This is a genomic window from Eubacterium sp. An11, from assembly GCF_002161065.1.
In the GTDB taxonomy this organism is placed as follows: Bacteria; Bacillota; Clostridia; order Lachnospirales; family Lachnospiraceae; genus Anaerobutyricum; species Anaerobutyricum faecale.
In genome coordinates this window covers 1-25,828 of sequence record NZ_NFLV01000024.1, presented here as the reverse complement: position 1 = coordinate 25,828, position 25,828 = coordinate 1, and the positions used below count along the sequence as shown (strand labels likewise).

At 45.6% G+C, this 25,828-nt stretch carries 26 protein-coding genes; 10 read left to right on the top strand and 16 right to left on the bottom strand.

All coding sequences use genetic code 11. The features are described 5' to 3' along the window. Positions 1–40: 40 nt before the first annotated feature. The 7 genes from lon to B5E53_RS14415 all read right to left on the bottom strand — a co-directional run bounded on the left by lon (position 41) and on the right by B5E53_RS14415 (position 8,451). Positions 41–2,347: an endopeptidase La gene (lon, locus tag B5E53_RS14445; protein ID WP_087316265.1), complete on the bottom strand. Its 2,307-nt coding sequence runs from the start codon at positions 2,345–2,347 to the stop codon at positions 41–43. A gap of 84 nt (positions 2,348–2,431) precedes the next feature. Continuing rightward, positions 2,432–3,730 (bottom strand): ATP-dependent Clp protease ATP-binding subunit ClpX, encoded by a 1,299-nt coding sequence (clpX, locus tag B5E53_RS14440; protein ID WP_087316263.1) that lies wholly within the window; start codon positions 3,728–3,730, stop codon positions 2,432–2,434. 190 nt (positions 3,731–3,920) lie between these two features. Next, positions 3,921–4,505: an ATP-dependent Clp endopeptidase proteolytic subunit ClpP gene (clpP, locus tag B5E53_RS14435; protein ID WP_087316261.1), complete on the bottom strand. Its 585-nt coding sequence runs from the start codon at positions 4,503–4,505 to the stop codon at positions 3,921–3,923. Positions 4,506–4,560: 55 nt separating this feature from the next. After that, positions 4,561–5,889: a trigger factor gene (tig, locus tag B5E53_RS14430; RefSeq protein ID WP_087316259.1), complete on the bottom strand. Its 1,329-nt coding sequence runs from the start codon at positions 5,887–5,889 to the stop codon at positions 4,561–4,563. Between the two features lie 337 nt (positions 5,890–6,226). Further along, positions 6,227–6,448, bottom strand: a complete 222-nt coding sequence (locus tag B5E53_RS14425; RefSeq protein WP_087316257.1) for an alpha/beta-type small acid-soluble spore protein — start codon at positions 6,446–6,448, stop codon at positions 6,227–6,229. A 237-nt stretch (positions 6,449–6,685) separates the two neighbouring features. Next, positions 6,686–7,342, bottom strand: coding sequence for an HAD family hydrolase (locus B5E53_RS14420; RefSeq protein WP_087316255.1), 657 nt, complete (start codon positions 7,340–7,342; stop codon positions 6,686–6,688). Between the two features lie 92 nt (positions 7,343–7,434). After that, positions 7,435–8,451 (bottom strand): alpha-hydroxy-acid oxidizing protein, encoded by a 1,017-nt coding sequence (locus B5E53_RS14415; protein ID WP_087316253.1) that lies wholly within the window; start codon positions 8,449–8,451, stop codon positions 7,435–7,437. A gap of 331 nt (positions 8,452–8,782) precedes the next feature. On the opposite strand from B5E53_RS14415, the gene B5E53_RS14410 reads away from it, so the two are divergent. Continuing rightward, positions 8,783–9,331: a Uma2 family endonuclease gene (locus B5E53_RS14410; RefSeq protein WP_087316251.1), complete on the top strand. Its 549-nt coding sequence runs from the start codon at positions 8,783–8,785 to the stop codon at positions 9,329–9,331. 196 nt (positions 9,332–9,527) lie between these two features. Here the strand turns inward: B5E53_RS14410 and B5E53_RS14405 are convergent, their stop codons facing one another. Further along, on the bottom strand, positions 9,528–10,655 hold the full coding sequence (locus tag B5E53_RS14405) for a CAP domain-containing protein (RefSeq protein ID WP_087316249.1): 1,128 nt from the start codon (positions 10,653–10,655) through the stop codon (positions 9,528–9,530). Positions 10,656–10,704: 49 nt separating this feature from the next. After that, positions 10,705–11,037, bottom strand: a complete 333-nt coding sequence (locus tag B5E53_RS14400; protein ID WP_087316247.1) for a helix-turn-helix domain-containing protein — start codon at positions 11,035–11,037, stop codon at positions 10,705–10,707. A 195-nt stretch (positions 11,038–11,232) separates the two neighbouring features. Here B5E53_RS14400 and B5E53_RS14395 point away from each other — a divergent pair, with 195 nt between their 5' ends. Next, entirely contained in the window at positions 11,233–11,778 is a 546-nt protein-coding gene (locus tag B5E53_RS14395; RefSeq protein ID WP_087316244.1) for a flavodoxin family protein, read from the top strand. A 354-nt stretch (positions 11,779–12,132) separates the two neighbouring features. On the opposite strand, the gene B5E53_RS19335 is transcribed toward B5E53_RS14395, so the two are convergent. Then, on the bottom strand, positions 12,133–12,291 hold the full coding sequence (locus tag B5E53_RS19335) for a hypothetical protein (protein ID WP_158097063.1): 159 nt from the start codon (positions 12,289–12,291) through the stop codon (positions 12,133–12,135). A 488-nt stretch (positions 12,292–12,779) separates the two neighbouring features. On the opposite strand from B5E53_RS19335, the gene B5E53_RS14385 reads away from it, so the two are divergent. Then, the gene (locus tag B5E53_RS14385) at positions 12,780–13,559 is read left to right on the top strand and encodes a GHKL domain-containing protein (RefSeq protein ID WP_162611931.1); all 780 of its coding nucleotides are present in this window, start codon (positions 12,780–12,782) and stop codon (positions 13,557–13,559) included. A 327-nt stretch (positions 13,560–13,886) separates the two neighbouring features. Beyond that, positions 13,887–14,546 carry a hypothetical protein gene (locus B5E53_RS14380; protein ID WP_140401508.1) on the top strand — a complete coding sequence of 220 codons (660 nt, stop codon included), beginning with the start codon at positions 13,887–13,889 and terminating at the stop codon, positions 14,544–14,546. 21 nt (positions 14,547–14,567) lie between these two features. Here B5E53_RS14380 and B5E53_RS19330 read toward each other — a convergent pair whose 3' ends face one another. Then, positions 14,568–14,936 (bottom strand): hypothetical protein, encoded by a 369-nt coding sequence (locus tag B5E53_RS19330; RefSeq protein ID WP_162611930.1) that lies wholly within the window; start codon positions 14,934–14,936, stop codon positions 14,568–14,570. A 222-nt stretch (positions 14,937–15,158) separates the two neighbouring features. Between B5E53_RS19330 and B5E53_RS19325 the strand changes: the two genes are divergently transcribed. From B5E53_RS19325 to B5E53_RS14360, 4 genes are all read left to right on the top strand, one after another. Further along, positions 15,159–15,446, top strand: a complete 288-nt coding sequence (locus tag B5E53_RS19325) for a hypothetical protein (protein WP_162611929.1) — start codon at positions 15,159–15,161, stop codon at positions 15,444–15,446. Positions 15,447–15,640: 194 nt separating this feature from the next. Next, on the top strand, positions 15,641–16,501 hold the full coding sequence (locus tag B5E53_RS14370) for a GHKL domain-containing protein (RefSeq protein ID WP_087316237.1): 861 nt from the start codon (positions 15,641–15,643) through the stop codon (positions 16,499–16,501). Between the two features lie 81 nt (positions 16,502–16,582). Further along, positions 16,583–17,458 (top strand): Spo0B domain-containing protein, encoded by an 876-nt coding sequence (locus B5E53_RS14365; RefSeq protein WP_087316235.1) that lies wholly within the window; start codon positions 16,583–16,585, stop codon positions 17,456–17,458. 152 nt (positions 17,459–17,610) lie between these two features. Next, positions 17,611–18,324: a LytTR family DNA-binding domain-containing protein gene (locus B5E53_RS14360; RefSeq protein ID WP_162611928.1), complete on the top strand. Its 714-nt coding sequence runs from the start codon at positions 17,611–17,613 to the stop codon at positions 18,322–18,324. A 118-nt stretch (positions 18,325–18,442) separates the two neighbouring features. On the opposite strand, the gene B5E53_RS14355 is transcribed toward B5E53_RS14360, so the two are convergent. From B5E53_RS14355 to B5E53_RS14335, 5 genes are read right to left on the bottom strand one after another with little or no spacing between them, the layout of a single operon-like run. After that, positions 18,443–20,533, bottom strand: coding sequence for an alkaline phosphatase family protein (locus tag B5E53_RS14355; protein WP_087316231.1), 2,091 nt, complete (start codon positions 20,531–20,533; stop codon positions 18,443–18,445). Positions 20,534–20,560: 27 nt separating this feature from the next. Beyond that, a complete protein-coding gene (gene srtB, locus B5E53_RS14350) occupies positions 20,561–21,346 on the bottom strand; it encodes a class B sortase (RefSeq protein WP_087316230.1) in 786 nt (261 codons plus the stop codon). Positions 21,347–21,354: 8 nt separating this feature from the next. Further along, positions 21,355–21,909 carry a bifunctional adenosylcobinamide kinase/adenosylcobinamide-phosphate guanylyltransferase gene (gene cobU, locus B5E53_RS14345; RefSeq protein WP_087316228.1) on the bottom strand — a complete coding sequence of 185 codons (555 nt, stop codon included), beginning with the start codon at positions 21,907–21,909 and terminating at the stop codon, positions 21,355–21,357. A gap of 13 nt (positions 21,910–21,922) precedes the next feature. Next, positions 21,923–22,711, bottom strand: coding sequence for a DUF1189 family protein (locus tag B5E53_RS14340; protein ID WP_087316226.1), 789 nt, complete (start codon positions 22,709–22,711; stop codon positions 21,923–21,925). Positions 22,712–22,724: 13 nt separating this feature from the next. Then, positions 22,725–23,270 (bottom strand): DJ-1 family glyoxalase III, encoded by a 546-nt coding sequence (locus B5E53_RS14335; protein WP_087316224.1) that lies wholly within the window; start codon positions 23,268–23,270, stop codon positions 22,725–22,727. 247 nt (positions 23,271–23,517) lie between these two features. On the opposite strand from B5E53_RS14335, the gene B5E53_RS14330 reads away from it, so the two are divergent. Together B5E53_RS14330 and B5E53_RS14325 are read left to right on the top strand one after the other, a co-directional pair. Then, on the top strand, positions 23,518–24,009 hold the full coding sequence (locus B5E53_RS14330) for a CYTH domain-containing protein (RefSeq protein ID WP_343215664.1): 492 nt from the start codon (positions 23,518–23,520) through the stop codon (positions 24,007–24,009). Positions 24,010–24,192: 183 nt separating this feature from the next. Next, a complete protein-coding gene (locus B5E53_RS14325; RefSeq protein ID WP_087316222.1) occupies positions 24,193–25,647 on the top strand; it encodes a L,D-transpeptidase family protein in 1,455 nt (484 codons plus the stop codon). Positions 25,648–25,828 lie beyond the last annotated feature (181 nt).

Sequence of the window (25,828 nt, the reverse complement as noted above, 5' to 3'; positions counted from 1 at the left end):
GTTCTCCTCGCTTTCTCCGCGATTACGGGGAAGGTTTCACTTAATCCACAAACGCTTTTTCAAGCACCTGGGACATGTCTTCCACAAATGTAATTTTAAGACCTTCTGTAATCTCTTTGTCCAGTTCCCGGATATTCCTCCGGTTCTTATCCGGCACCAGCACTTCCTTCATGCCGGCTGCCTTGGCCGCCAGAAGCTTTTCTTTCAGACCTCCGATCGGCAGGACCCGTCCCCGCAGAGTAATCTCTCCCGTCATGGCCAGATCTCCCCGGACTTTCCGTCCGGTGATGGCGGAAAGCATGGCGGTGGTCATAGTGATTCCCGCGGACGGTCCGTCCTTCGGCACAGCTCCCTCAGGAATATGGATATGGATGTCATGCTTCTCAAAAAATTCGCCGTCAATCTCATACTGTCTCGCAATAGAACGAATATAACTCAAACCGATCTGAGCGGACTCTTTCATAACATCTCCCATGCGGCCGGTGAGCGCCAGTTTTCCCTTGCCCGGCATCACATTTACTTCGATGGAAAGCGTGTCCCCGCCGACGCTGGTCCAGGCCAGGCCGCGGACGATGCCCACCTGCGGCTTAGTCGCTTTGTCATCTTCTGAGTAAGGCGCCATTCCCAGCAGGTCTTCCAGGTCTTCCACATGTACTTCCAGCTTATCCTGGCCCTCCAGTATAGCTCTGGCGGCTTTGCGCATGATCCGGCCGATCTTTCTTTCCAGATCCCGGACACCGGCCTCTCTGGTGTAGGAACGGATAATCTCGTAAATCACATCATCAGGGATGTCAATCTGTTTTTTCAAAATACCGTTGGCTTTGCGCTGTTTGCGGATCAGATATTGTTTGGCTATATGAAACTTTTCATTTTCCGTATAACTGGACAATTCAATGATCTCCATACGGTCAAGAAGCGGTCTGGAAATTCGTTCCGGCTCGTTGGCTGTGGCAATGAACAGCACTTCGCTCAGATCCAGCGGCACCTCCAGATAGTGATCCCGGAAATTGACATTCTGTTCGCCATCCAGCACCTCCAGCAGAGCGGAAGCCGTATCTCCCTTATAATCGCTGCTCACTTTATCAATCTCATCCAGAAGCATCAGCGGGTTTCTCACGCCGGCCTGCCGGATACCTTCGGCAATCCGCCCCGGCATGGCTCCCACATAGGTCTTTCTGTGGCCGCGGATTTCGGCTTCATCGTGGACGCCGCCCAGAGAAATGCGGACATACTTCTTATTCAATGCACGGGCAATGGATTTGGCAATGGATGTCTTTCCGGTTCCCGGCGGTCCCACCAGGCAAAGGATCGGCGTCTCCCCTTTTTTCGTCAGAGAACGGACTGCCAGATAATCAAGGATTCTCTCCTTTACCTTTTCCAGACCGTAATGGTCTTCTTCCAGAATGGCCGTGGCCTTTTTGAGATCTTTATTGTCCTTGGAAGCCTTCTTCCATGGCATTTCCAGCATGGTCTCGATATAATTGCGCATGACAATGCTCTCGGAAGCCATAGGCGGCACACTCTTGAAGCGATTGATTTCTTTTCGTATCTTATCCTTCACTTCTTTGGATGCGTGGAGCTTTTCACATTTTTCCAGATATTCATCAGCATCGGAAGAAATGTCTTCCTCTCCCAGTTCCTTGCGGATCACCTTCTGCTGCTCCCGCAGAAGATAATCTTTCTGGTTCTTATCCACATTTTTCTTGACTTTCTCTGTGATCTCATTGCGGATATCACTGATTTCCGACTCTTCCATCAGGATATTCATGAGCATTTCTGACTGACGGACCACGCTGGTCTCCTCGAGAAACTGCTGCTTTCGCTCCAGATCAAACGGAAGTTCTAAAGCCAGTTCGTACATGAGCGGGAGCAGCTTTCCTTTGTCGATGGCAGCCTGGATCTGATTGGTAAGAAATCCCGGATTTTTGTCGATAAATTCGCTGAGCAGGTCGGTGATCAGCCGGAAACGGGCTTTCTCGTCGTTTTCCCCCTCCGGAAATTCTTCGGAATCTATCTGTTCCACGATCACCCACGGGCACGGCTCCACATCCTGAAAATCCAGCACCTTCGCCCGGGCAAGACCTTCCACAAACACCCGTAGGATTCCCTGCCCTGCTTTGACCATCTGCTGAATCCTTGCGATGGTGCCGACCTGATACAGATCATCCTTTGACGGATTCTCCTCCGCCGGATCTTTTTGATTCAATAAAAAAATCAGTTGATTATGATTAACAGCCTCCTCCAGAGCTTTCAGGGATTTGGCCCGGGAAACCTCAAAAAAGGCTGATGTATCCGGATAAATCATCTTCCCCCGAAGCGCAAGCGCCGGGAATGATCGATTCTCCATAAAATTTCCTCCTTTAGAATCATAAAGGGCCGGCACAATAAATGTTTATGCACATCTCCTTGTGTCAGCCCGTTATTTATGATGTTAAGCAATCTCGTTGCCGGTTTTTTTCCTGTGTTTTTTTGTGATGCTCTTCTTGCTGACGGGCTCATCATGATAGGTCAGGATCGGTTCCCCGGTTCCCTCCACCGCCTCCGCGGTAATGGTACAGGTTGCCACCAGCTCGTCAGAAGGAATCGTGTACATCAGATCCATGACCACTGATTCCACAATGGAGCGGAGTCCTCTGGCTCCTGTCTTTCTGGCAATGGCCTTCTCGGCAATGGCCTTCAGAGAGTCCTCGGTAAAGATCAGTTCCACACCATCCAGTTCAAAGAGCTTCTGATATTGTTTCACCAGAGCACTCTTTGGTTCTGTAAGGATACGGATCAGCGCCTCCTCATCCAGCGGCTCCAGAGAAACATTGACAGGCACACGACCGATGAACTCCGGAATCAGACCGAATTTCACAAAGTCTTCCGGCAGTACCTGTTTGAGCAGCTCACCGACATCTTTTTTCTCTTTGCCGGCCACTTCTGCCTGGAAACCGATGGATTTCTTTCCGATCCGGCTCTCGATGATCTTCTCAAGACCATCAAAGGCACCACCGCAGATAAAAAGAATATTGGTCGTATCTATCTGAAGAAACTCCTGATGCGGGTGCTTTCTTCCGCCCTGCGGCGGAACGGAAGCTACGGTTCCCTCAAGAATCTTAAGCAATGCCTGCTGTACTCCCTCGCCGGAAACGTCTCTGGTGATGGATGTATTCTCAGACTTCCTGGTGATCTTGTCAATCTCATCAATATAAATAATACCGGTCTGTGCTCTCTCTATGTCATAGTCGGCAGCCTGAATGAGCTTCAGGAGAATATTCTCCACATCCTCGCCCACATAGCCGGCTTCCGTCAGAGCCGTCGCATCAGCGATGGCAAACGGTACGTTCAAGAGCCTTGCCAGTGTCTGTGCCAGTAAGGTTTTACCAGAACCGGTCGGCCCCAGCATGATGATATTACTCTTTTGTAACTCTATATCGTAACTCTTATCTGTGAGAATCCGTTTATAATGGTTATAAACAGCCACAGACAAGACCTTTTTTGCCTCTTCCTGTCCGATGACATAATCATCCAGAAATGCCTTCATCTCCTTCGGCTTCATCAGGTTGATCTCCTGGGTGTCATCGTTATATTCTTCAAATTCATCTTCCATGATCTCCGCACATACCTCGATGCACTCATCACAGATATATACGCCCTTTGGCCCTGCCACCAGTTTTCTTACCTGGTCCTGGGTCTTATTACAAAAGGAACAACGAAACTGCTTGTTATTGTCCGTTCGTGACGCCATTTATTTCACCTCTTTTACGCTGTCATATAACGGCGTTCCGCCTTCAGCGAAAAACCGCATATTTTTAAGGAAAGGTTACCACAGCAAATATACCGCGGTAACCTTCATATGTCAACTTACTGCGCTTTGCCAGATGCTGTTTTTTGTTTATCCGGTCTGAAAATCCTCAACCGGAAATCATCCGGCAGCCCTACTGTCTCTTGTCCACAACCACATCGATGATACCGTACTCCAGCGCTTCCTGTGCTGTCATGTAGTTATCTCTCTCTGTGTCGGCCTTGATCTTCTCGTAAGTCTGTCCCGTATTCTCTGCGAGAATACGATTTAATTTTTCTTTGGTCTTCAAAATCTGGTCAGCCACAATCTCAATCTCTGTTGCCTGACCCTGTGCGCCGCCCGACGGCTGGTGAATCATGATCTCCGCATTCGGAAGCGCGAGACGCTTGCCCTTGGTTCCTCCTGCCAGCAGGAAGGCGCCCATGCTGGCCGCCATACCCATACAGATGGTGGATACGTCACACTTGATAAACTGCATGGTATCATAGATGGCCATACCCGCGGTAACGGATCCGCCCGGGCTCATGATATACAGATTGATATCTTTATCCGGGTCTTCGGCCTCAAGGAAAAGCATCTGGGAGACAACCAGACTGGCTGTCACATCATTGACTTCTTCTCCCAGAATAATAATTCTGTCTTTTAACAAACGGGAGTAAATATCATAAGATCTCTCCCCGTGACTGGTCTGCTCAATAACATAAGGTACTAAACTCATATTACTACCTCCTGTTCCCTTATTATTCTAGCTGACTTTGAGTGGTCCGCTCTTCTTACTCAGCGTCTCCACCCTCATATTCAAGTTCTTCGGAAGCTTCTGTCACAACAGCCTGTTCTCTGATGAAGTCCACTGCCTTCTGGATGGCAATATCATTTTTCATGTTTTCTTTTTCAGCATCTCCCATGTAAGAAGCGATCTGATCTGCCTCCATCTGGTACATGGATGCCATTCTCTCGAATTCCTTATTCAGGTCTTCGTCTGTAGCTTCAATATTCTCTGCTGCCACAATGGCCTCAAGAACAAGGCTGCTCTGGATTCTTCTTAATGCTTCCGGTTTCATGCTCTCTCTGAAAGTATCCGGATTCTGACCGGTGAACTGCAGATACTGATCAAAGGAAATACCCTGATAGCTTACTCTTTGCTGGAATTCCTGAACCATCTGGTCTACCTGAGATTCCACCATGGCATCCGGGATATCCATTGTCGCATTCTCTACTGCTTTCTCTACCAGTGCGTTTTCCATGGTATTCTTAGCCTGCTCCTCTTTGTCATTGAGAAGTTTAGCCTTGATATCTGCTTTGTATTCTTCCAGAGAATCAAATTCTGTGGTATCCTGTGCGAAATCATCGTCGATCTCCGGCAGCTGTTTCTCAGTGATGCCAAGAATCTTCACATGGAAGTTTGCCGGTTTGCCGGCAAGCTCTGCCGCATGGTACTCCTCAGGGAAGGTAACCTCTACGTCTTTCTCATCGCCAATGTTCAGTCCCACCAGCTGATCTTCGAAGGTATCAATGAAAGAGTGGGAGCCGATTTCCAGCTTCTGGCTCTCTGCAGTACCGCCATCAAACGGAACTCCGTCGATGGTTCCCGCATAATTCAGAGTGATGATGTCGCCCTCTTTGATCGGACGGTCTTCCACTGTGATCTCTCTTGCGTTCTGCTCCTGTGCTTTCTTAAGTTCTGCGTCCACTTCCTCGTCGGTCACTTCCACAGCGTCTTTCTCTACTTCCAGTCCTTTGTACTGTCCCAGAGTTACTTCCGGTTTCACAGCTACGGAAACAGTAAAGATGAAGTTCTCTCCTTTTCCGATCTGTGTCACATCTACTTCCGGACGGGAAACCACGTCAAGCTTGGTCTCCTCCAGAGCGTCTGCGTATGCCTTCGGCATGATCTCATTGGCAGCATCTTCATAGAAGATACCTGCGCCGTATGTCTTCTCGATGATATTCATCGGAACCTTGCCCTTACGGAATCCCGGAAGACTGTAGGAACCTTTCTTTCTATTATATACTTTCTTGCAGGCAGCATCAAATTCAGCAGCGTCCACCTCGATGGTCAGCTTCGCCATATTATGCTCTAAATTTTCAACCTGTACACTCATTACGTTTCCTCCTTAAATCATATGTTCCTTATTTTTAACCAAAACAGGGAACGAGAAATCCAATCCGCCTCTTCCTGTTCAGTTCGGTTTTTGTAAATCTGAAAACACATTTTAGTATTATAGCATGTTCAGAGTGGACTGTCCATAATTTTTTTCGAAAAGACTCCCTGGAACAAGGCTCCCTGGGCTGTTTACAAAAAGAGCTCCCGGAAATATCCGGTTATATGACAAAAGCCGCCGCCCCGGTCACAGACCAGAGCGACAGCCTTCTGTCATTTATCTTTTTCCGTATTTTATGATATTTTGTCCGGAATCAGCATGCTTTATTCAGCTGAAATTATTCCTCGCTGCTTCCTGCCATCTGCTGTTCCTGTTTTTTGATCATTTTACGAACCATCTCTCCACCGATGGAACCAGCTTCCTTCGCTGTGATATTACCGTTATAACCCGGTTTTAAATCCACACCGATCTCATTGGCAACTTCCATTTTAAAACGGTCCATTGCGTCCTTCGCTTCCGGTACTTCCACCTGATTGGTTTTGGTATAACTTTTTGCCATTGTATTTTACCTCCATGTTATCTGGAATCATCCGGATGACATTTTAATAAATGTTTTGTTTTTTGCTTTGTCAACAGTTACTCTATTTTAATCGGCATGTGCTTCATCTCTTTTGTGAAGCACATCAAAAGCTTTTGTTTACCGTAAGCCTATTATCTGCAAAAACAAAACAATTATAATGGAAATTTTTGTGGCAAATGGAAACTCGCCCAGAAGTCTTTCTATATCTGATAAAATTTACAAAATAAGATCCGCGATCTCCGACGGCTTCTTCACGAAGACTTTTCCGCCCAGCTCTTCCAGCTTCTCCCGCTCCCGGAAGCCCCATTCACATAAAATGTAATCCATACCGCAGTTCTTCGCCGTGGCCAGATCCACCTCGGAATCTCCCACATAGACCGCATGTTCCGTGGTACTTCCCAGCTGACGCAGCGCCTCCATGACCGTGTCCGGCGCAGGTTTCTTCCGGATGCCTTCACTCTCTTTCTCGCCGATGGCCACCGGAATAATTCCTTTAAAATAAATCTCGCTGAGCTCTTTCACCGCAAAATCTGCCTTGTTGGAGACAATGGCCATCTTGACGCCTTTTTCTTTCAGCAGCTCCAGCAACTCCATGATTCCGTCATAAGGCTTCGTCAGGTCGTTGCAATGGATTCCGTAATGTTCTTTAAAACAAGAAAATACTTTGTCAAAATCCGGATTTTCCTGTCCCGAAGGCAGCGCCCGCTGCATGAGCAGCAAAATACCGTTACCCACAAACCGCCGAACCTCGTCTTTCGTCCGGGCCGGATAACCATTGCTCTCCAGGGCATAATTAACGCTGTTTTTCAGATCATCCAGCGTATCCAGCAGAGTGCCGTCCAAATCAAAAACCACTGTATCTTTTTTCTGCATTTTCTTCACCTGTCCCTTTCGTCTTCCGTAATCCTAAGAAGAACCTTTGTATTTTCTCTGGAAACACCCTCCGAATACATTTGCCAGCGAAATTATCTGCGGATCATCTTGCGGGAAATGCTCTGGATATCCGTCGCTCCGCACATAGCCATGGTATCCTTTAGCTCCGCAGCCAGCTTCTCGATATACAGCCGCACGCCTTCCTCCTGTCCGCCGTACACCGCCTGCACAAACGGTCTCGCGATGAGTACCGCATCGGCGCCCATGGCCAGCGCCTTAAACACGTCGATACCCGTCCGGATACCGCCGTCCACAAAGATCTTCATGCGGCCTTCGTTCCATTCCACGATCTCCTCCAGCACTTCTGCTGTAGCCGGTGTCTGATCCAGTACCCGGCCGCCGTGATTACTCACCACAATGGCGGATGCCCCGGCCTCGTAGGCTTTCTTGGCGCCTCTCACCGTCATGATTCCCTTGATGATAAACGGACGCTCCGCGTCATGAACGATCAGGGATAAATCTTCCACGGTCTTACTGCCTGCCGGCGGCTCCATATTTTTCAGAAACGGCAGTCCCGCCGCATCAATGTCCATGGCCGCCATCATGGCGCCGCTCTCAAACACCAGATCAAGTTTCTCGTGGATGGTCTCCATATTCCACGGTTTGATGGTCGGGATTCCTCTTCCGTCATTGTCCTTAATGGCCCTGGCAGCCGCCTGAAATACGTTCGGGTCCGTTCCGTCTCCGGTAAAAGCGGCAATACCATACTTGGCACAGGCGGAAACCAGAATCTGATTGTACTCCTCATCATCGTATTTATCCCCATAGTGAAGCCGCATGGCACCTACCGGCCCCGCAAAAAACGGATAAGCAAACTTATTGCCGAACAGCTCAATGCTGGTATCCGGCTCCACGTTTTCTCCAATGGTATCCATATTCACCCGGATCTGCTGCCACTGATCATAATTCCGGATGGCCACATCACCGATTCCCTTGGCTCCCGGCCCCGGAATCTGGTTCTTACAAGCCCGGCCGTTGCACACCGGACAGACCTTACAGTATGGGCCCACCTCAAACCTTGCCTGTTTCATTACTTCTTCGTATGTCATATCTATCCCTCCCGATTATATATTCTGTCGCGTCGATAATCAAATATTTTTGGCGGCTCGGTGCACCAGTAACTAATCCATTCAGCTATGCCATCTCTTCCGGACACATAGCTGAACGGTTACCCAATTTACTTGAATTGTATCATATCCTCATGGGGATTTCTATAAGAAATAATCGGCGGGAAACTTGCTCCCTTTTCTTTGTTTATGATATACTGAAAACAGGCCCATTTTCGAACAGGCATTTATTATTATATTGATTTTTTCTTATTGTTTTGTATAAACTATCTTTTACTATTTTATTAGATCATCCAGAGAGGAGGATTCATCTATGGCATTTGCTCAGGAACAACTTTACACCCTTGAAGATATCTATTCTCTTCCGGACAACACCCGCGCTGAATTAGTAGACGGGCATATATATTACATGGCTCCTCCATCCCGTAAACACCAACGGCTTTTGCTTTCTTTAAGCCGGGCTATCGCCGATTATATTGATCAAAAAGGCGGCAATTGTGAGATTGACATTGCTCCTTTTGCTGTTTTTCTCAATCAGGATGCAAAGAATTATGTGGAACCAGATATCAGTGTCATCTGCGATAACAATAAACTCACTGATAAAGGATGTGTCGGTGCGCCTGACTGGATCATTGAAATTGTTTCGTCCAGCAGCCACCGGATGGACTATTATACTAAACTCTTTAAATACCGCACCGCCGGGGTTCGGGAATATTGGATTGTCGATCCGGACAAAAGTCGAATTCTGGTATATAATTTCGAACACGAAAATATGACGGAACATTCTTTTCATAACATCATAAAAGCTGGCATTTACGACGATTGCTTTATTGATTTTTCTAAATTAAGCTTTCAATTATAATTAAATATAATCAAAAAGCTATAACTTAAAAAGTAGCAAAAAGACCTGCACATTTTCTGAACTGTCCTCCCGATTGTTGGAATTTTATTCCAATTTTTTTGGGAGCAGCTCAGAGAATGGAACAGGTCTTTTTCATCTATATGGTTCTACCATTACATTTTCACCAAGGTATTTTTCATTTTCCGGCCATAATCTCCTATCTCACCTTCACACCCTTCTTTTTTGACCAGTCAGAGTACACGCGAATGGTCTGCCCATTGGAAGATACATCTTTGTAGGTACGAATCCGCACGTAATATTTCTTTCCGCGTTTCAGCTTTTTGATCGTCTTCGTGTTCTTTTTGTTGTTTTTGACAGTCACCGTCTTGACAGCTTTTTTGAATTTTTTGTTTGTGGAGTACTGGATTTCGTAGCCGTCTGTATTTTTCTTCTGTTTCTTCCACTTGATAGTTATTTTCTTTTTGCCGGCCGTCAATTTTTTGATGGAGGTCTCCTTTAAATCAAGGGTTACGGTCACATTTGCGGAGGACAGAACGCTGCCGTCGGTTGGTGAGAGCAGACGGATCGTTGCCGTGCCGATGCCCGCGCCGCGAAGATTGCCGCCGGCGTCCACGGTGCAGACCGCCGGATTGGAGCTTTGGAACAGAAGCGTCCGGTTTGTCACCGGGATTGTTCCGAAGACTCCCGAAAAGGTGAGGGAAGCCGTGCTGCCGCTGCCAAGGTTTATGGTGCTGCTCCCCGGGCTTATGCGGATTGGCGCAACATTCTGGTCAAACGATACTGCCGCAGACGCATTTCCATCCGTGTAATTTCCCCTGTCTGCTTCCTGTGACGTCGCTCCGCTAAAGCACTGCACCCAATAGTATCTGCCATCGACTTCGACTGCGCCGATACCGATGCTGGCATAACCTGTATCAAGGATATTCGCTCTGTGTCCCTCTGAGTTCATCCAGGAGTTCATGACATGGGCCGGGCTGAACTGACCGGCGGCAATGTTTTCTCCCACGGTCAGACTCGATGCCGTAAAACACGCTCTTCCGTCCGGTCTTGTATGAGAATAATATACGGCCGTCTCATACGCCCGCTGCATGGCAGCATCCAGTAATTCCTGATCCATGGTCAAAGCCGGGAGCCCCACCTTTGCCCTTTCCTGATTCACCAGAGAGAGCACCTGCCAGGCATAGCTGTATGACCGATAGCCGGTCACCGTCACCTGTCCACTCTCCGCTGCCCGCACAGGCTTCGCCATAAGAAATGTACCGAAGACTGCCAGGACCAAAACAGCCAGGATTGTAAGTTTTTTCACTACATTTTGTTGTTTCATACAATTTCTCCTTTCTTTTCTCCGACAGCACAAGGACTGCCCTTTTATATTACAGGCGGTTTTTATCTCCCCACTCACACATCCCGTCCAGAATCGGAATCAGAGATTTGCCCCGCTCTGTGAGACTGTATTCTACTTTAGGCGGAATCTGCGGATATTCCTCCCGGTGAACCAGCTTATCCGCTTCCAGTTCTTTCAGCGTTGAACTGAGAGTTTTATAGGATATCCCGCCGATATATTTTTTCATCTCGTTAAAACGGACGACGCCGAACTCCATCAGCGTATACAGAATCGTCATTTTGTATTTCCCATTGATCAGCGACAGCGTGTAACTGAAACCTGTGCTGCTGAGGCTTTCATTGGAAATGCATCTCTCTCCCATATGTTTTCTCCTTTCTCTTTCACATCGCCCGCACCTGCGGCAGAATACTTACCTTCAGGTAAGTATCTTACTTAATTATAAGTATATATCTCCAATGTAAGTATCGCACCTGAATGTGCGTACTTGTTTTTTGTTTTATTCTTGCTATGATTATAATATCACAGCACTACAAAATCAATCAGGAGGTAAAATGAAATGAGTAAAAAAATCGTTGTAATCACCGGAAGTCCACGAAAAGACGGTAACAGCTTTGCCATGACAGACGCCTTCATCAAAGCTGCCGAAAGCAAGGGACACTCTGTTGTCCGTTTTGACGCCGCCATGATGAATCTGGGCGGATGTCATGCCTGCGAAACCTGTTTCAAAACCGGCAAAGCCTGTTCTTTTGATGATGACTTCAATATCATCGCCCCGGAAATCCTTGATGCCGATGCCGTTGTCCTTACCATGCCGGTTTATTGGTATTCCATTCCGGCACAGATTAAATGTGTCATTGACCATATCTATTCTTTCTGTGTTGCCGGAAAAGATATCGCCGGAAAGAAATGCGGCCTGATCGCCTGCTGCGAAGAAAACGATGTCACCGTCTTAGACGGCGTCCGGATTCCTGTCGAGCGTTCCGCAGCCCTGCTCAAGTGGGATATGTTCGGTGAAGTTCTCGTTCCGGGTGTGTTAAATGTGGGCGATATTGAAAAGACAGACGGATGTGCCCGGGCCGCTGCGTTGGCAGATAAACTGTGATTACATAGAAATTATAAAGTTTGGAAGTAAACTTCCAGATCTGCCAGGATTGACGCAGCAGAAGGCCATGGCTTCGATGACGTCCTTCTTTATTACGATCATCTCATGGAACATCTGCAGTGGACCAACCTCGGCCACGTCCTTGCCGGAGGCAACGGAGATGTGGGTGATATCAACGGAAAACCGGAATTACAGCAGGCCTATGATCTGGGAAAATCCATTTAAATCCATATAAATAAGACTCTATATAAATGAAACTTCATATGATATAAAAAACGGAGCAGGAAAATACAACTTTCAGATTTTTCTGCTCCTGTTCTATCCTTATCATATGTATGTTACTTTCTTTTTCTGCTATTCCTGTTCTTTTGCCATTGCTATCTTATCCAAAAGCTCAACGATTTCGTCCTTCGTATATTCCTCTTTTTCTCCATTGGCAATAATCAGCCGTAACTGATATAATGTAGACATTTTGACCGTCTGCATTTCTTTTTCTGTCATTATATCGCTCATTTTTCCTCCTTTCTCCGGTTTCCCGGGTATTGTCTTCCTTAAAGACAATACAATTATATCTCACAGCCGCCACTCAAACAACTGTTTTTTACATAATTGTTTTATTTTTACAAATTTCTATCTCGTTTATATATGTAAAGTATAACACAAATATTTCTTTCCTAACATAAAAATATTCTGTACAATTATGCTAATTTTCCACCTGCTGTCTTCCTTTTCATAAAGGGTAAATCTACTGTTTACATCCTTTCCTTGCAAAGCCACCCCGGACTCATGTATAATCCTTTTAAGAAATTTGCTGAAATTTTACAGATATTGTCGGATGTATTGTTTCCGTCTAAAAAGATATATACATTGTCGGAAGCATTATTTCCATATAAGGGGATACAAAAAATCATATGAAATCCATATCAAAACATCAAAAGCAAAAAAAGCAATTATTAAAATGTCTTATTTTCGCAATCCTATCGCTGATCACTGCGGCAGCTTTGACTATTTTTTACTTTTATACCTACCAGGATTTTACAGAACAGGATTATACTCTGGTGTACATTTCTACCCTGGTGTATTCCATCCCTATCTTTTTTATCGGCGCATATGTGTACATTTCGTTAAAGGAATATTATAAAAAAATCGACAATGATTATCTGCAGGCGCAGGAAATTGCCGCTAAACGGCAAGAACAATTCCTTCTTCAGTCACAGAAGCAAATGCAGGAACAAATGTCTACTGCTCTTGCTCATTTTACGAAATTGGAACTCCTTTTGAAGAAAAACAAAACAGAAGATGCCAGGAAACTCTGTACACAGTTTTCTTCTTATTTTCAGGGAACCCGCTATAAACATTACTGCAAAAATGACATCCTCGATGTAATTATCCACACAAAAAAAGCAGAGTGCGACTTACTGGACATCACATTTTCCTGCCAAATTCTTTTACCTGAACAGATGCAGCTGCCAGCCCCTGTCCTTATCAGTTTATTTGTTAATTTACTGAATAATGGTATAGAAGGATGTACTTCCTCCGGGCAGGAAAATCTGTTTTTGAAACTCTCTGTAAATTACAAGGGAGATTTTCTGCTGATTCGCATGGAAAATTCAAAGAATCCTTCTGTAACGTTTACTCATACCACCACCAAACCCGATACTTTTTCTCACGGTCTCGGCCTTCTCATTATAGAAGAAACCGCCCGGCAGCGGGACGGGTCCTGTCATTGGCAGGACAAAGAGATTACTTTTGTATCTGATATTATGCTGCGATACCGATAGCAATGTAATATTTTCATGGTAATTTTGTAGATTTCTATATTTTCCCGGAAAGGAGTATTTATGTTCCCAAAAACTTCCCCCTTTGAACCATACTTCATATTTTTTGCTATTTCCCATGCATTAAATGAAGCCTCTGTTTTATATTACTACCGCCACACGTTGACCCCTCGTTTTTCCAAAGTTCATCCAGTTCTACAGAACCTTCCTTTTCTGCTGATTCCAGTCTGCTATAAAGTAGTTACCGGAGAAGTGCACTCTCCCACTCACATTTTCTTCCTGTACGGCTCCATGTTTCTGGCATGCATAATTCTGTACAAAGAGACGGTCATGCAGCGCATCGGTAATTTTTTCTTTGGCGTTGCGTATTCTCTGTTGGCAGAAAATATACTGGTATATATTTACTGTATTGGTATTCTGGAACTTTGCTTCGGTATTCCTTTTATCCCAAATACTCTGTCCTCCACCCATGACATCCAGAAACTGTGCCTGACGGGAATCCCCTTCGTTATCATCCAGTTCCTGCTGACACCGTTGGCAATTATCGTATGGAAAAAATATTTATGTAAAATCAACCTGAAACTCATCATCCAGTTTGGTCTCCTGACTTTCATCAGTTTCAGCGGTGTCCCGTATATTTTCCCCGACTTATTTGGCCGTGTCGGATGGTTTTTGGCCTTTCTCTGCCTACTCCTGTCCATAGTCGTATTTTTTCTGGGCATCATCAATCTCCAAAAATTATTCCGCAAATCCTATCTTCAGGAAAAAGAGCAGAAACTCTTAAAACAACATCTGACTGATTTCAAAAAACAGCAGGAAGAAAGCCTTCAACTTAGAAAACAACATCATGACCTGACCGGGCACATGCAGGCGGTTTCTTACCTCATATCGGAAGGGAAAACAGAAGAGGCGCTTACTTATATTGAGGAGCTGAAGCAGGAGATAAATACGCCGCCGACTGAACACCAAAAAAATTCTCAGAGCAAATGATAAGAAAGGAGCTCCCCATTGTCACCCACACTTACCGCTTCCGCATCCCAACTGAACACTCTCATCTACCTGTTCGCACATCTTTGCTATGCGGCATCCATGGTTTTCTTTTTCAGCCGGACGCTTACAACACGTTTTTCTGTAAAAAGGCCCTTTCTGCGCAGTCTCCCCTTCCTGGGCATTCTTCTTTTGTATACAGGATTTACCGGTGACGCACAGTCCCCTTTTTTCAAGGTTATTTTTTACTGTACATCTCTGGCAGCCAGCATATTTCTTTACAAAGCACGTTTCTGGAGGCGTCTGGGAAATTATTTTTTCATCGTGATCTGCCTGGGGATTGTTGAGTTTGTCATGGGGCTTCTGTATTATCCTCTGATGTTTCTTCTTCAACAAGAGGTTCATTCTGCCGCAGACCCTGTTGTCCCGAAGGATGATCCTGTGGATTTACTGATTTTTATCGGTCTGCCCATTGTAATGCAGATTCTTCTTATGCCTTTTTTCATATGCCTGTGGCAAACGGCGGTGCAATATATTAATTTGAAGATACTGATTCAGCTCGTTTTGGCCACATCGCTGTCGGGCAGTGGTGTTTTGTATGTTTTTCCACAGTTTATGGGAAAAATCGGGTGGATTTTTGTCTTTCTGGGAACATTGCTTTCGATTCTTCTCTTCTTCCGCGGAATCCATCAGATACGCATGTCCTTTCATCTGCACCAGAAAGAAAAAGAAATATTTTATAAAAATCTGGACAATTACAAAGCTGTGAAAGAACGGAATCTGCACTTACGACGACAGAGCCACGATATCGCCGGGCATCTGCAGACGATTTCCTATCTTTTAACAGAGGGGAAAACCGTAGAGGCACAAAAGTATATTCGTGAACTTTTGAAAATTTTATAAAAGATCTGCATCTTCTTCCCGATTGCCCAGTCAGAGTAAATGGAGCGGCAGCAAGACCGCTCTTTTTATCTCGTTTATTCCTTTATTTTTCCCTTTTCTCTTTTCCTGATATCGATTATAATGGTATTTGATTTATAAAAAAACGTACAGTGATACGTTTATCATTTCATTCTACCAAAAGCGGGAGGGGTTCCATGGATAAAAGTACCAATGATAAGACAACATCAAAACAGAAACTCCGGCGGGTGGGTCTTCTCCTGGCAGCCCTGCTTCTGACCATACCGCTTTTCGTTTTCGCCTACTATCTTTATGTGTACCGGACGCACATTTCTATTGTGCTGTTCTTCTTTATTTACGTCATTATTATATTGTTCATTGTCGCTTTTATCTTTATCTCTCTGCGGGAGTTTTACGCAAAGATAAATGTGGAATATCTGGAAATGCAGCGCAGGGCTGCTCTCCGGCAGGAACGGAGTCTGCGCACCTCCCAGGCAGATATGGAAAGACAGATGGAAGATGTAAAAGAACATCTGCGGCAGATCGATCATTTGCTGGAAAACGGACAGTTGGAGGAGGCCCGCCACGTCTGCGGTGATTTTTCTTCTTCTTTTCAGAGCGTACGTTATAAGCATTATTGTGATAACGATATTCTGGATGTCATCCTTCATGGAAAGGAAACGGAATGTCACAATCTCGGCATCACTTTTTCCTGTGATATTCTTTTCCCTGAGAAAATCGGGATTCCGGCTCCCACCTTTATCAGCCTCTTTTTCAATCTGCTTAACAATGGTATTGAAAGCTGTGAGACTTCCGGTCAGCCGTCCCCCTTTTTGAGACTTTCCATCGACTACAAGAATAATTTTCTCTTTATCCATATGGAAAACACCAAAAATCCGGCTGTGGTCTTTGACCATACAACCACAAAGGCCGATACATTCTACCATGGACTGGGTCTGTCCATCATCGAAGAAATTGTGCGCAAGAGAGACGGCGTCTGTCAGTGGCAGGATCACGGGGATACATTTATCTCCGATATCATGATCGATTTTACTTAACTGCCATACTGTCGGTAATGTTCCTATAACGCTTTGCCGGCGCCCGCACATAAAATACACTTATATCAAAGGAGTTTTCCCATGACATTGCACTTATCTTCCTCTCAGTTATTTGTGGCGTCTTTTGCCGTATCTCATATTATCTATCAGCTGTCCGTATATTATTACACTGTCAGGACCATGCAGCCCCGCTCCCGGGTCCGGCATCCTTTTGGACTCAGTATACCTTTTTTACTGATTCCCCTGTTTTATACTTTCCTGACCGGAGAGGTCACCACCGCATCCTATAAGATCATTCTGTTCCTCTCCCCTTTTCTCGCAGGTATGCTCCTGTACCAGGGCAGCTTCCTGCGCCATGTTGAGAATACCATGTTTGTCCTTCTCTATGCCGGCTGCATCGAACTGACCATGGGCATTGCCTATTATCTGGTGAATTATTCTCTGGGGCTTGAGCTGAATATTTCTTCCAATACGATCGCGCCGGAAAATGACCCTGTCCGCCTTTTTTTGTTCATTTTCCCTCCGGTCATCGTGCAGACGATTTTCACTCCTTTCGCTGTTCTTCTCTGGAACAACTATATACAGAAAATGAATTTACATACACTATTCAAATTAGGTTTGGTTGCCTTTTTCATCGGTACCGGCGTCCTTTATGTATTTCCGGAACACATGGGCGCCGCAGGCTGGTTCTTTGTATTTGCAGGAATATTTTTATCTTCCGTGCTCTTCTTCCAGGGTGCCCGGGAACTGCAGCGCATCCTGAAAAATTTCCATGTTCACCGAAAGAAGCAGAAAATCCTGGAACAAAATATGTCCGACTTTGATCAACTGCGTAAAAAGACTTTTTTATTACGTAAACAGCATCACGATGTTACAGGTCATCTTCAGGTCATTTCGCTTCTTCTGAAAGAAGGGCGCAATGATGAGGCAAGAAAATATATCCAACATTTTCTATAAAAGTCTGACATATTTGCACCTTTTTTCTGTTTCTTAATTTTTGAAATTCTAGTATAATAATAGTGGCTTTTTAACACTGTAATGCGAAAAATATCCATCTGCAGTGTCCTTTATCTATGAAGAATAAAAACGAAACAGAAAGGAGCTTTTTCATGTTGACGATTGCTGTCTGTGAAGACAACCCCATCGCATCAAGAGAAATAAGTCAGAAAATCGAGCAGTGCAGTCCCATGGAAGCGCAGGTTCTTTCTTTTTCTGATGCCGCCGATATTTTAACTGCCGTCCGGGAACAAAAAGTGGAACCGCAGATTGTCTTTATGGACATTGAACTGCGGGATTCTTCCGGAATCCAGACCGCCAAGGATATCACCTCCGTGCTTCCGGATTGCCAGATTATTTATATTACCAATTATGTAGATTACGCATCGCAGGTTTATGAATCTTCTCACATTTATTTTATCCTGAAAAGTCAGATAGACACCTATCTGCCCAAGGCGCTGCATAAGGCCATCGCCCGTCTGAAGGAACTGGAACATTTTTATCTTTCCATTCAGTTTGGAAAAAGTTCCGCCCGTATCCCTCAAAAAGATATCCTTTACATGGAACGGGTGCTCAGAAATACGGAGATTCATACCAGAGATGCTTCTTACAAAACTACGGAAAAACTGCACGATCTGAAAGATACCGTAGAGAACTGGTTCTGCTTCTCTCACCGAAGTTTTCTGGTCAACTGCAGACATATCATCACCATGAACCGTCAGTTCTGTACTTTATCGGACGGCACCCAGATTCCGGTCAGCCGCACCTACTATAAAGAATTACAGCAAAATTTCATGAGCTGTATGTGGGAGGAAGACCAGAAATAAAACAGCCGCCGGATTTCTCTTCCAGGAAATGTGTTGCAGGACAGTGGAAATTCTACTGTCCCGACAGAAACATATCCCGGAATGAAATCCGGCGGCTGTCTGTTTTTATTTTTAAGACTCATTTTTCCGATGAGATATCTATGTTCTCGTCATCGATCTCCGCTTTCTGCCAGGAATCATCCCTGTACAGCGGTTCTGCCTGAGACAGATCAAAGGTAAATACTTCAGACTTGTTCAGCGTAATATTATTATTGGTCTTGCTCACCTGATGGATCGTGATTTCATCTCCGTCCTTCAATGCGCTGGCCTTGATTTCCAGAACTTTATCGCTCTTCAGCGTGGAATTGGTCAGAATTCCATTAATGTACACACGACTGTATTCGTTAAAATTCTCACCCAGCAGCAAATATTTTCCGTCATCTTCCTTGACTTTTGTCACCTCGACCGGCTTCAGACTATAACACAAGGTTGTAGGCTCCAGTTCCTCTTCCCCTTCATGGGAGAAATCCGCACCGTAAAGCATGTCGTACTGCAGGAGCTTCAGGTTCTTACCCTCGTTCCTGGTCCCCTTCATAGTTTGATGGAACTGATTGATCACTCCACTGTGAATGTTTACCTGGGAAAGAACTTTGGAAGCCAGATCCCAGGCCTTCAGGTTCTCTGACTCTTCTTTTTTGTGGCTGCTGTTATAACCAAAGTTATCCCAGATAAAATATGGGGTCTCATATTTATTGCCTTCTTTCAGATCATCCGTCTCAAAATCCAGTCCCGGAAGATGGTCCCCATAAGCGATGACCATGGTATCCTCTCCGCAGTTTTCCAGTTTTCCGATGAGATCTTCCAAAAATGCATCCATCTCATGAATCTGATTGGCGTAATATGTCACCTGATTCAGATAGGATTCGCTGTATCCCTCGCCGGTCACCTGAATCTCCGAGCCCTCCTGGCTGGATGTCGGATAATCTCCGTGTCCCTGGACAGAAATGGTATAAATAATATCTTTCTCAGCCGTCTCTTCCATGGTATCAAGGATGTAATCGGTAAGCACCGCATCTTTCGCCCAGCCGGCCTCCGTCCAGCTTTTTACTTTCATGTTTTCAATGGTGATAAAATTATCAAATCCCAAATTGGAAAATACTTTATAGCGGTCATAAAAAGATGCATTGTTATTATGAATCACTGTGCTCTCATAAGACAGATCCTTCAGCCAGTAGGCAATGCTCTCGCAGGTCTTCTTCTGGAGAACACTTCGATAAGGATACTCTCCGGTACCGAAATAAGCTGTACTCATTCCAGTGATGACTTCAAACTCCGTATTGATGGTTCCGGCTCCATAAACCGGCACCCGCAGCCGCCCGGAAGTGGTATTTTCCTGAAGCTGATGAAAAAACGGAATCGGATCCTCTGAAATATCCAGATTTTTCACCTGGGACAGATCAAAAAAGGATTCCAGCTGGATAAAAATAATATTAGGCTCTCTGCTGTCCTCCGCATTTTCTTCCGCTTCCTCCTCAGAAAGAAGGTCAGCCATCTTATTTTTCAGTTTATTGACCCTGTCTCGGCTGTAATTGATCGGCCGGTCAATGCCGGTATCCAGAGCCGTCACACAAAACCCGTAGGCAACGCCGTAATCTTTGTACCCGTTAATCGGGTTATCAAACTTGCTGATCAGCTGTCCCTTTCCCACGCCCACATAGGCAAATATTCCAAAGGCAACCAGCAGTACCAGCTCAAGCAGCACATTGACCCGCCTGTTAAAGGATTCTCCGCTGGACGGAGAATACAGACACAGACAGACCAGAAAAATAACGGCCGCCACCATCAAAATCACCAGCATCACAATCTGCCACAGCTCGAGATAGCTGTTAAGCACCGGCAGAATAGATTTTGCCACAGTCAGATCCACTGCGGTAAACGGCGTTTTTCGTCCGTTCAAAACTATGCCGTTGGTCAGTCCTATTAAAATCCAGCATGCTGTGATGACTGTGTACACAAATATTTTCTTTCTGACAAGCAGTACGATGGAAAGAAACATAAAGAGAATGGCCGCGTTAAAAAGAAAAACGTAAGTTCTTTCGTTGATAAACGCCAGCACTTCTTTTATGGATTTTCTTTCCATCCATTCCAGGAAAAGGTTGAGAGCCAGAGCAGTTATAACATTACAGCACAGAACCTTCCAGCCGGAAGAATTCCATAATTTTCTCCACATCACATTTCCTTTCCATTACGATCATATTTATTGCGCACTTCTCTGAATCCGGACAGCCTGCACCACAAAACGGCCGTCCTCCGTATCAGAAGTACAGGTGGAAAGCGTAAGCATCGGCTCATAGGAAGAAATATCCGTATCCGTCTCATACATGGATGCCTCCTTCTGCTTCTGCATCCACGCCTGGTACTCTTCTTCCTGCGCAAAATCCACCATATACACATCCGTGTCTTTTTCCACACTGATTTCTCTCGCAGCAAAAATCCGGTATTCCATGGCCGCATCAGGCGTCACCACCCAGATGACCGGATGCTTCCGGTAATCAGCCTCTTCATTGTAGTCGGTATCATATAATTTTTTAAGTTCGCCGAACATCTCCCCGGTTCTTAAATTATGCCCGAATAAAATGCTGTTGTCCGAGGAAAAATCCGGCCGGCAAGTGATATCCATAAAGATGGCTCCAGAGAAATTTTCCTTTTTCTCAAATGTATGATGGAGATAATACTCATTATCCTCCCCCTGGACCACCGGATAATTGATGCCCGTATCCGGGATATAGACCCACGCGACAATATCTTCATTGATGGCGCGCAGGGATTCGAAATCCACGGTAATCGGGCATTTGTCCTTTTTGCCCTTCTTTGTCTCCCCCTGCTGTGAGGTATCCACATACTGGGTCAGCTCCTCGTACTCTTTTTCTCCATCCCTGTATCCCCGGAAATATCCGTAAAGTTTCCAGGCGGAAAAGGCGGCAACAGCCAGGCAAATGAGCAGAATCAGGGCAGACAGAGGACTTCTTTTTCTCTTTTTCATGAAACCACCTATTTCAGACGCAGCGGAATGCCGCTGATAGACATGTAGACCTCATCACTCAATGAAGCGATGAGCTGGTTAGCCTTCCCGGTGATATCACTGAAGATACGTCCCAGGCGGTAGGACGGAACAACACACATTCCCACTTCGTTGGTCACAAGAATCAACGTCTTATTGCCGTCTCTTGCACCTTTGATAATGTTGCTCAGTTCCATCATCACCTGCGCTTCCAGATCTTCAATCTCCCGGCTGCTCAGTTTATCAAAATCTTTTTCGTCTTCCATGAGGATATTGGTGATCAGTACGGTCACACAGTCCAGAAGAATCGTATCTTTCTCTGTGCTGCTGACCACCTCACCCAGATCCCGGTATCCTTCGTAGGTGCCCCACTCGGAATCCCGGCGTTCCTGATGAATCCGGATCCGCTCCTTCATATCCTCATCAACGGGAATTGCCGTGGCGATATACAGTACGCTTCTCTTGCCATACTCTATCGCTTTTTTCTCCGCAAGCACACTTTTTCCGCTCCGGCTGCCGCCGGTCACCATAATCACTTTAGACATAATATCTCCCCTTTCAGGAAGTCTCCGGTTTCAGAACGGAAACCTCCGCTTTAAACATATAGCTCATCACGATCACAATAGAAATAACAGATACCCAGAAACTGCTGACCGGATATCCCAGACTGGAATTCACGCTGGCGATGATGGCAAAGAGTGTCTTGGCATACACCGCGATCCAGAAAGAATCTCCGATGGAAATGGTCTTTCCCTCCGGCGAGCGCACACCCACCCGGCAGATCAAACCGTACACCAGAGCGACCACCGCATACTGCACAGCTTTGGACGCGAACATTATCAGAAAATAAAACACGAGCATCACCATGAGCGCCGGAATCGCCGCTGTCAGCACCTGATTGTCCAGATACATATTCCCAAGAGAAGACAGCTGCAGATCCGATCCCCTCTCTCCGGCCCGGATCAGCACGTTGGTCCGGCTCACCAGAATCTCTTCCTGGTATTCTTCCTCAAAATCCTTCTTCGTGTATTTTTCCACATCCGAATTCATCTCCACCCGAATGGCCTGTCCAATCTCAAAAGAAATGGGCGACTCAATCTCAAAGGTTCCGTCTTCCAGAGTAAATGCAGGCAGACGATTTAAAAAGAGATTCCTGAATCCACCCACACTGGTCATCCACGCTCCAAATGGAATCAATGTATCCACGATCAGCAGGAAGGCAACGAGAAGAATCATATAGATCACATGGCTGCCTGTCTTTTTCTCCAGCAGTAACTTATATTTTCCCGGCTGAAAACAGGCGATAAAATACCGCCTGAAAAAGCCGACTTGGTTTTCCTGGTTCATGTATTCCTCCTGCTTACCGGTACACGATGGGGGCAGCAATTTTCTCTGCTTCTTCTTTGCTCTCCAGCAGTTCGATCAGCGCAAGAGCAAAAGGAATCGCCGTGCCGACACCCCGGCTGGTGATGACATTTCCATCCACTGCCACCGGTTCTTCCACATAGCTGCCGCACTGAGACGCATCCACACATCCCGGATAACTGGTTGCCTTTCTGTTCTTCAGGAATCCGAGTCCTGCCAGCACGGAAGGGGCCGCACAGATGGCTGCCACATACCGTCCATCCTGGTACTGTTCTGTGAGAAGATCCGCCAGTTCTCTGTGTTCTCTCAAATGATCTGTTCCCGGCAGTCCGCCCGGAAGGACAAGAAGGTCTGCTGTCTTTCCAATCTCTTCAAAAACCATATCGCAGTCTACGGAAATATTATGGGAACCGGTCACAGTCTTTCTTCCCATAATAGAAACCATGCGCACATCCTCACCGGCCCGTCTCAATAAATCCACGGTTGTGAGCGCCTCCACTTCTTCAAATCCATCTGCAAAAAATACATATACTAAACTCATGAATAAACCTCCTGCAAATATATTATAAGACGTTTTCTTATAACGCTTCCTTAAATAATAGCCTAAAAAGACATATTAATCAAGGTCAGCCATAATAAATTCATGGTTTCCTTTTTTACAAAAATCCGGTATACTATTGTAATTGATATATATTCTCTGCGGGGGATACATTTATCATTTTGCTGCCGCAGAAAGATCTCAGTATATTATATTTTTATTTCCGCTCATCGGCGGAGGAAAAGAGGTTATGATGGAAATCGAACGAAAATATCTGATCCGGCATCTTCCAGAAGATCTGGATTCCTATCCTCATGATCACATTTCACAGGCCTATGTCTGCACCAGTCCGGTCATACGTATCCGGCAGAAGAATGAGGATTATATTTTGACAGTAAAATCCGAAGGCCTTCTCGCCAGAGAAGAGGTGGAAATGCCTCTTTCCCGGGAGAGCTTCTCTCATCTTGCCACCAAAACTGATGGCATTATAATAGAAAAAACCCGCTATAAGATTCCGGAATCCCACGGATATCTGATCGAGCTTGATGTGTTCCACGGTGCTTACGAAGGTTTCATTATGGCAGAAATTGAGTTTCCGGACATCGAAGCCGCCAACAGCTACAAAGCTCCTGACTGGTTCGGCGAAGACGTCACCATGGATTCCCGTTTTCATAATTCCAGCCTGAGCCAGCGCACGCCGGAGGAGGTAAAAGATTTTTTGTCACATATCACAAAGTCTTAACATAATTGTAAGGTTTGACCGGTATCATTTTCTTTTTGTATGCACTATAATATATGGTGGCTAAAATCTGTATTTTTGCCTTTTTACAGAGATTTGCTGCCCTATAGAGGGGAGTTGTTCTCTTATCATGATCAAAAAGAGAATACCGGTTTTAACTAATGTCACACATGAAAGGATGTACTCATGAAAAAGGAAAAGCAAACAAAACAACCACAGGGCGGAAGGCGGACCCAGGCTAAGACCGCGGCAAAGAAAAAGTCCTCCCTTCCTGTCAAATGGATCATCGGCGCTGTTTTTGTTATCATCGTTCTGGCTTACGGAATCGGTGTTTACCATTATAAAGACCATTTTTACCGCGATATGTATGTAAACGGCGTCAGCCTGGGCGGAATGACCCTCGACGAAGCAGAACGGACTTTCACCGAGGATCTGGAATCACACAAAATTGCTCTGGAAGAGAAAGAACGTACAGAGATCATCGACCCGCAGGACATTGACACTGTCATCTCCGTGGGTTCACAGATTTCCGATCTCTTCCGTGCACAGAGCCCATGGAGCTGGGTTACTCATTTCTTCGGCGAAGAGGATCACACCGTTACCCTGGACGTGACCTTCGATGAAGACAAGCTGGCCGAGGTTGTAGATAATCTGGAATGTTTCGACGCAGCAAATGTGGTGGCTCCGCAGGATGCCTACATACAGGCCGGAGAGACACAGTTTGAGGTTGTTCCGGAAGTACTCGGCAACACCGTAAAGAAAAAACAGCTTCTGGACGCCATAAAGACAGGCCTTGCCACCGGCGTTACTGTTATCAATCTGGAGAAAGAGAATCTTTACAAGCTTCCGAATTACTATGAAAATGACGAAGCCGTACAGAACGCTCTTGCCGCAGCCAACAAATACGGCTCCAGCAATATCACCTATGATTTCAGCTACACCACGGAAACCGTCGATTACAACACCATCAAGGACTGGGTGAACATTTCCGATGATTTTGAAGTCACCCTCGATGACAGCAAAGTGGGTGATTATGTTGAAAAACTCGGCAGCAAATATAACACCATGGGAGCTTCCCGAAAATTTACCACTTCTTCCGGGGAGACCATCAACGCCTACGGCGGCGATTACGGGTGGAAGATTTATTTTGACGGTGAAAAGGCTAAGCTGATCAAAAACATCACCAACGGAAAAACTGTCACCAGAGAACCGGTATACTCCTATACCGCAAGATGCCGGAATTCCGCCAAGGATGATATCGGTGATTCCTATGTGGAGATCAGTATCTCCAACCAGGAAGTTTGGCTCTATGTTGACGGAGAGTGTATTCTCAACACCTCCTGCGTTACCGGAACAGCCGGTACCTATGATACCTACACAGGTGTATATGCCCTTACTTATAAACAAAGCCCGTCAACCCTCACCGGCACCAACGCCAACGGAAGCGGCTACAGTTCCGACGTTACTTACTGGATGCCATTTAACGGCAATCAGGGCATGCATGACGCCACCTGGAGAAGCAGTTTCGGCGGTTCCATCTACCGAAGCAATGGTTCTCACGGCTGTGTCAACCTGCCATATTCTGCTGCCGCTACCATTTATAAAAATGTAGAGGCCGGATTCCCGATCGTGATTTATTAAAGTTTATTTGACCAGGAACTTTTATTTCCTGGTTAAATTAAAAAAGAATCCTGCAAAGCAGGATGATATGCTCCCCTTTAGGTAGACAGTTGAAATAATAAAACTGTTTATCTGGAGGGGAGTTTTATTATGCCTAGAGGAATATTACCAGAAGTGAAGCTACGGGCCGTAAAAGATTACA

What these genes read in the sequence shown, in the direction of transcription:
- B5E53_RS14425 (WP_087316257.1), bottom strand. Translation starts at nt 6,448, where the DNA reads ATGGCAAAAAGTTATACCAAAACCAATCAGGTGGAAGTACCGGAAGCG.
- B5E53_RS14325 (WP_087316222.1), top strand. Translation starts at nt 24,193, where the DNA reads ATGAAAAAGGAAAAGCAAACAAAACAACCACAGGGCGGAAGGCGGACC.
- clpP (WP_087316261.1), bottom strand. Translation starts at nt 4,505, where the DNA reads ATGAGTTTAGTACCTTATGTTATTGAGCAGACCAGTCACGGGGAGAGA.
- B5E53_RS19325 (WP_162611929.1), top strand. Translation starts at nt 15,159, where the DNA reads ATGGGAAAAATCGGGTGGATTTTTGTCTTTCTGGGAACATTGCTTTCG.
- B5E53_RS14330 (WP_343215664.1), top strand. Translation starts at nt 23,518, where the DNA reads ATGATGGAAATCGAACGAAAATATCTGATCCGGCATCTTCCAGAAGAT.
- B5E53_RS14340 (WP_087316226.1), bottom strand. Translation starts at nt 22,711, where the DNA reads ATGAACCAGGAAAACCAAGTCGGCTTTTTCAGGCGGTATTTTATCGCC.
- cobU (WP_087316228.1), bottom strand. Translation starts at nt 21,909, where the DNA reads ATGTCTAAAGTGATTATGGTGACCGGCGGCAGCCGGAGCGGAAAAAGT.
- B5E53_RS14415 (WP_087316253.1), bottom strand. Translation starts at nt 8,451, where the DNA reads ATGACATACGAAGAAGTAATGAAACAGGCAAGGTTTGAGGTGGGCCCA.
- srtB (WP_087316230.1), bottom strand. Translation starts at nt 21,346, where the DNA reads ATGAAAAAGAGAAAAAGAAGTCCTCTGTCTGCCCTGATTCTGCTCATT.
- lon (WP_087316265.1), bottom strand. Translation starts at nt 2,347, where the DNA reads ATGGAGAATCGATCATTCCCGGCGCTTGCGCTTCGGGGGAAGATGATT.
- B5E53_RS14420 (WP_087316255.1), bottom strand. Translation starts at nt 7,342, where the DNA reads ATGCAGAAAAAAGATACAGTGGTTTTTGATTTGGACGGCACTCTGCTG.
- tig (WP_087316259.1), bottom strand. Translation starts at nt 5,889, where the DNA reads ATGAGTGTACAGGTTGAAAATTTAGAGCATAATATGGCGAAGCTGACC.
- B5E53_RS19335 (WP_158097063.1), bottom strand. Translation starts at nt 12,291, where the DNA reads ATGAGCGATATAATGACAGAAAAAGAAATGCAGACGGTCAAAATGTCT.
- B5E53_RS14395 (WP_087316244.1), top strand. Translation starts at nt 11,233, where the DNA reads ATGAGTAAAAAAATCGTTGTAATCACCGGAAGTCCACGAAAAGACGGT.
- B5E53_RS14355 (WP_087316231.1), bottom strand. Translation starts at nt 20,533, where the DNA reads ATGTGGAGAAAATTATGGAATTCTTCCGGCTGGAAGGTTCTGTGCTGT.
- B5E53_RS14405 (WP_087316249.1), bottom strand. Translation starts at nt 10,655, where the DNA reads ATGAAACAACAAAATGTAGTGAAAAAACTTACAATCCTGGCTGTTTTG.
- B5E53_RS14410 (WP_087316251.1), top strand. Translation starts at nt 8,783, where the DNA reads ATGGCATTTGCTCAGGAACAACTTTACACCCTTGAAGATATCTATTCT.
- B5E53_RS14380 (WP_140401508.1), top strand. Translation starts at nt 13,887, where the DNA reads ATGCAGCGCATCGGTAATTTTTTCTTTGGCGTTGCGTATTCTCTGTTG.
- B5E53_RS14370 (WP_087316237.1), top strand. Translation starts at nt 15,641, where the DNA reads ATGGATAAAAGTACCAATGATAAGACAACATCAAAACAGAAACTCCGG.
- B5E53_RS14360 (WP_162611928.1), top strand. Translation starts at nt 17,611, where the DNA reads ATGTTGACGATTGCTGTCTGTGAAGACAACCCCATCGCATCAAGAGAA.
- clpX (WP_087316263.1), bottom strand. Translation starts at nt 3,730, where the DNA reads ATGGCGTCACGAACGGACAATAACAAGCAGTTTCGTTGTTCCTTTTGT.
- B5E53_RS14365 (WP_087316235.1), top strand. Translation starts at nt 16,583, where the DNA reads ATGACATTGCACTTATCTTCCTCTCAGTTATTTGTGGCGTCTTTTGCC.
- B5E53_RS14335 (WP_087316224.1), bottom strand. Translation starts at nt 23,270, where the DNA reads ATGAGTTTAGTATATGTATTTTTTGCAGATGGATTTGAAGAAGTGGAG.
- B5E53_RS14400 (WP_087316247.1), bottom strand. Translation starts at nt 11,037, where the DNA reads ATGGGAGAGAGATGCATTTCCAATGAAAGCCTCAGCAGCACAGGTTTC.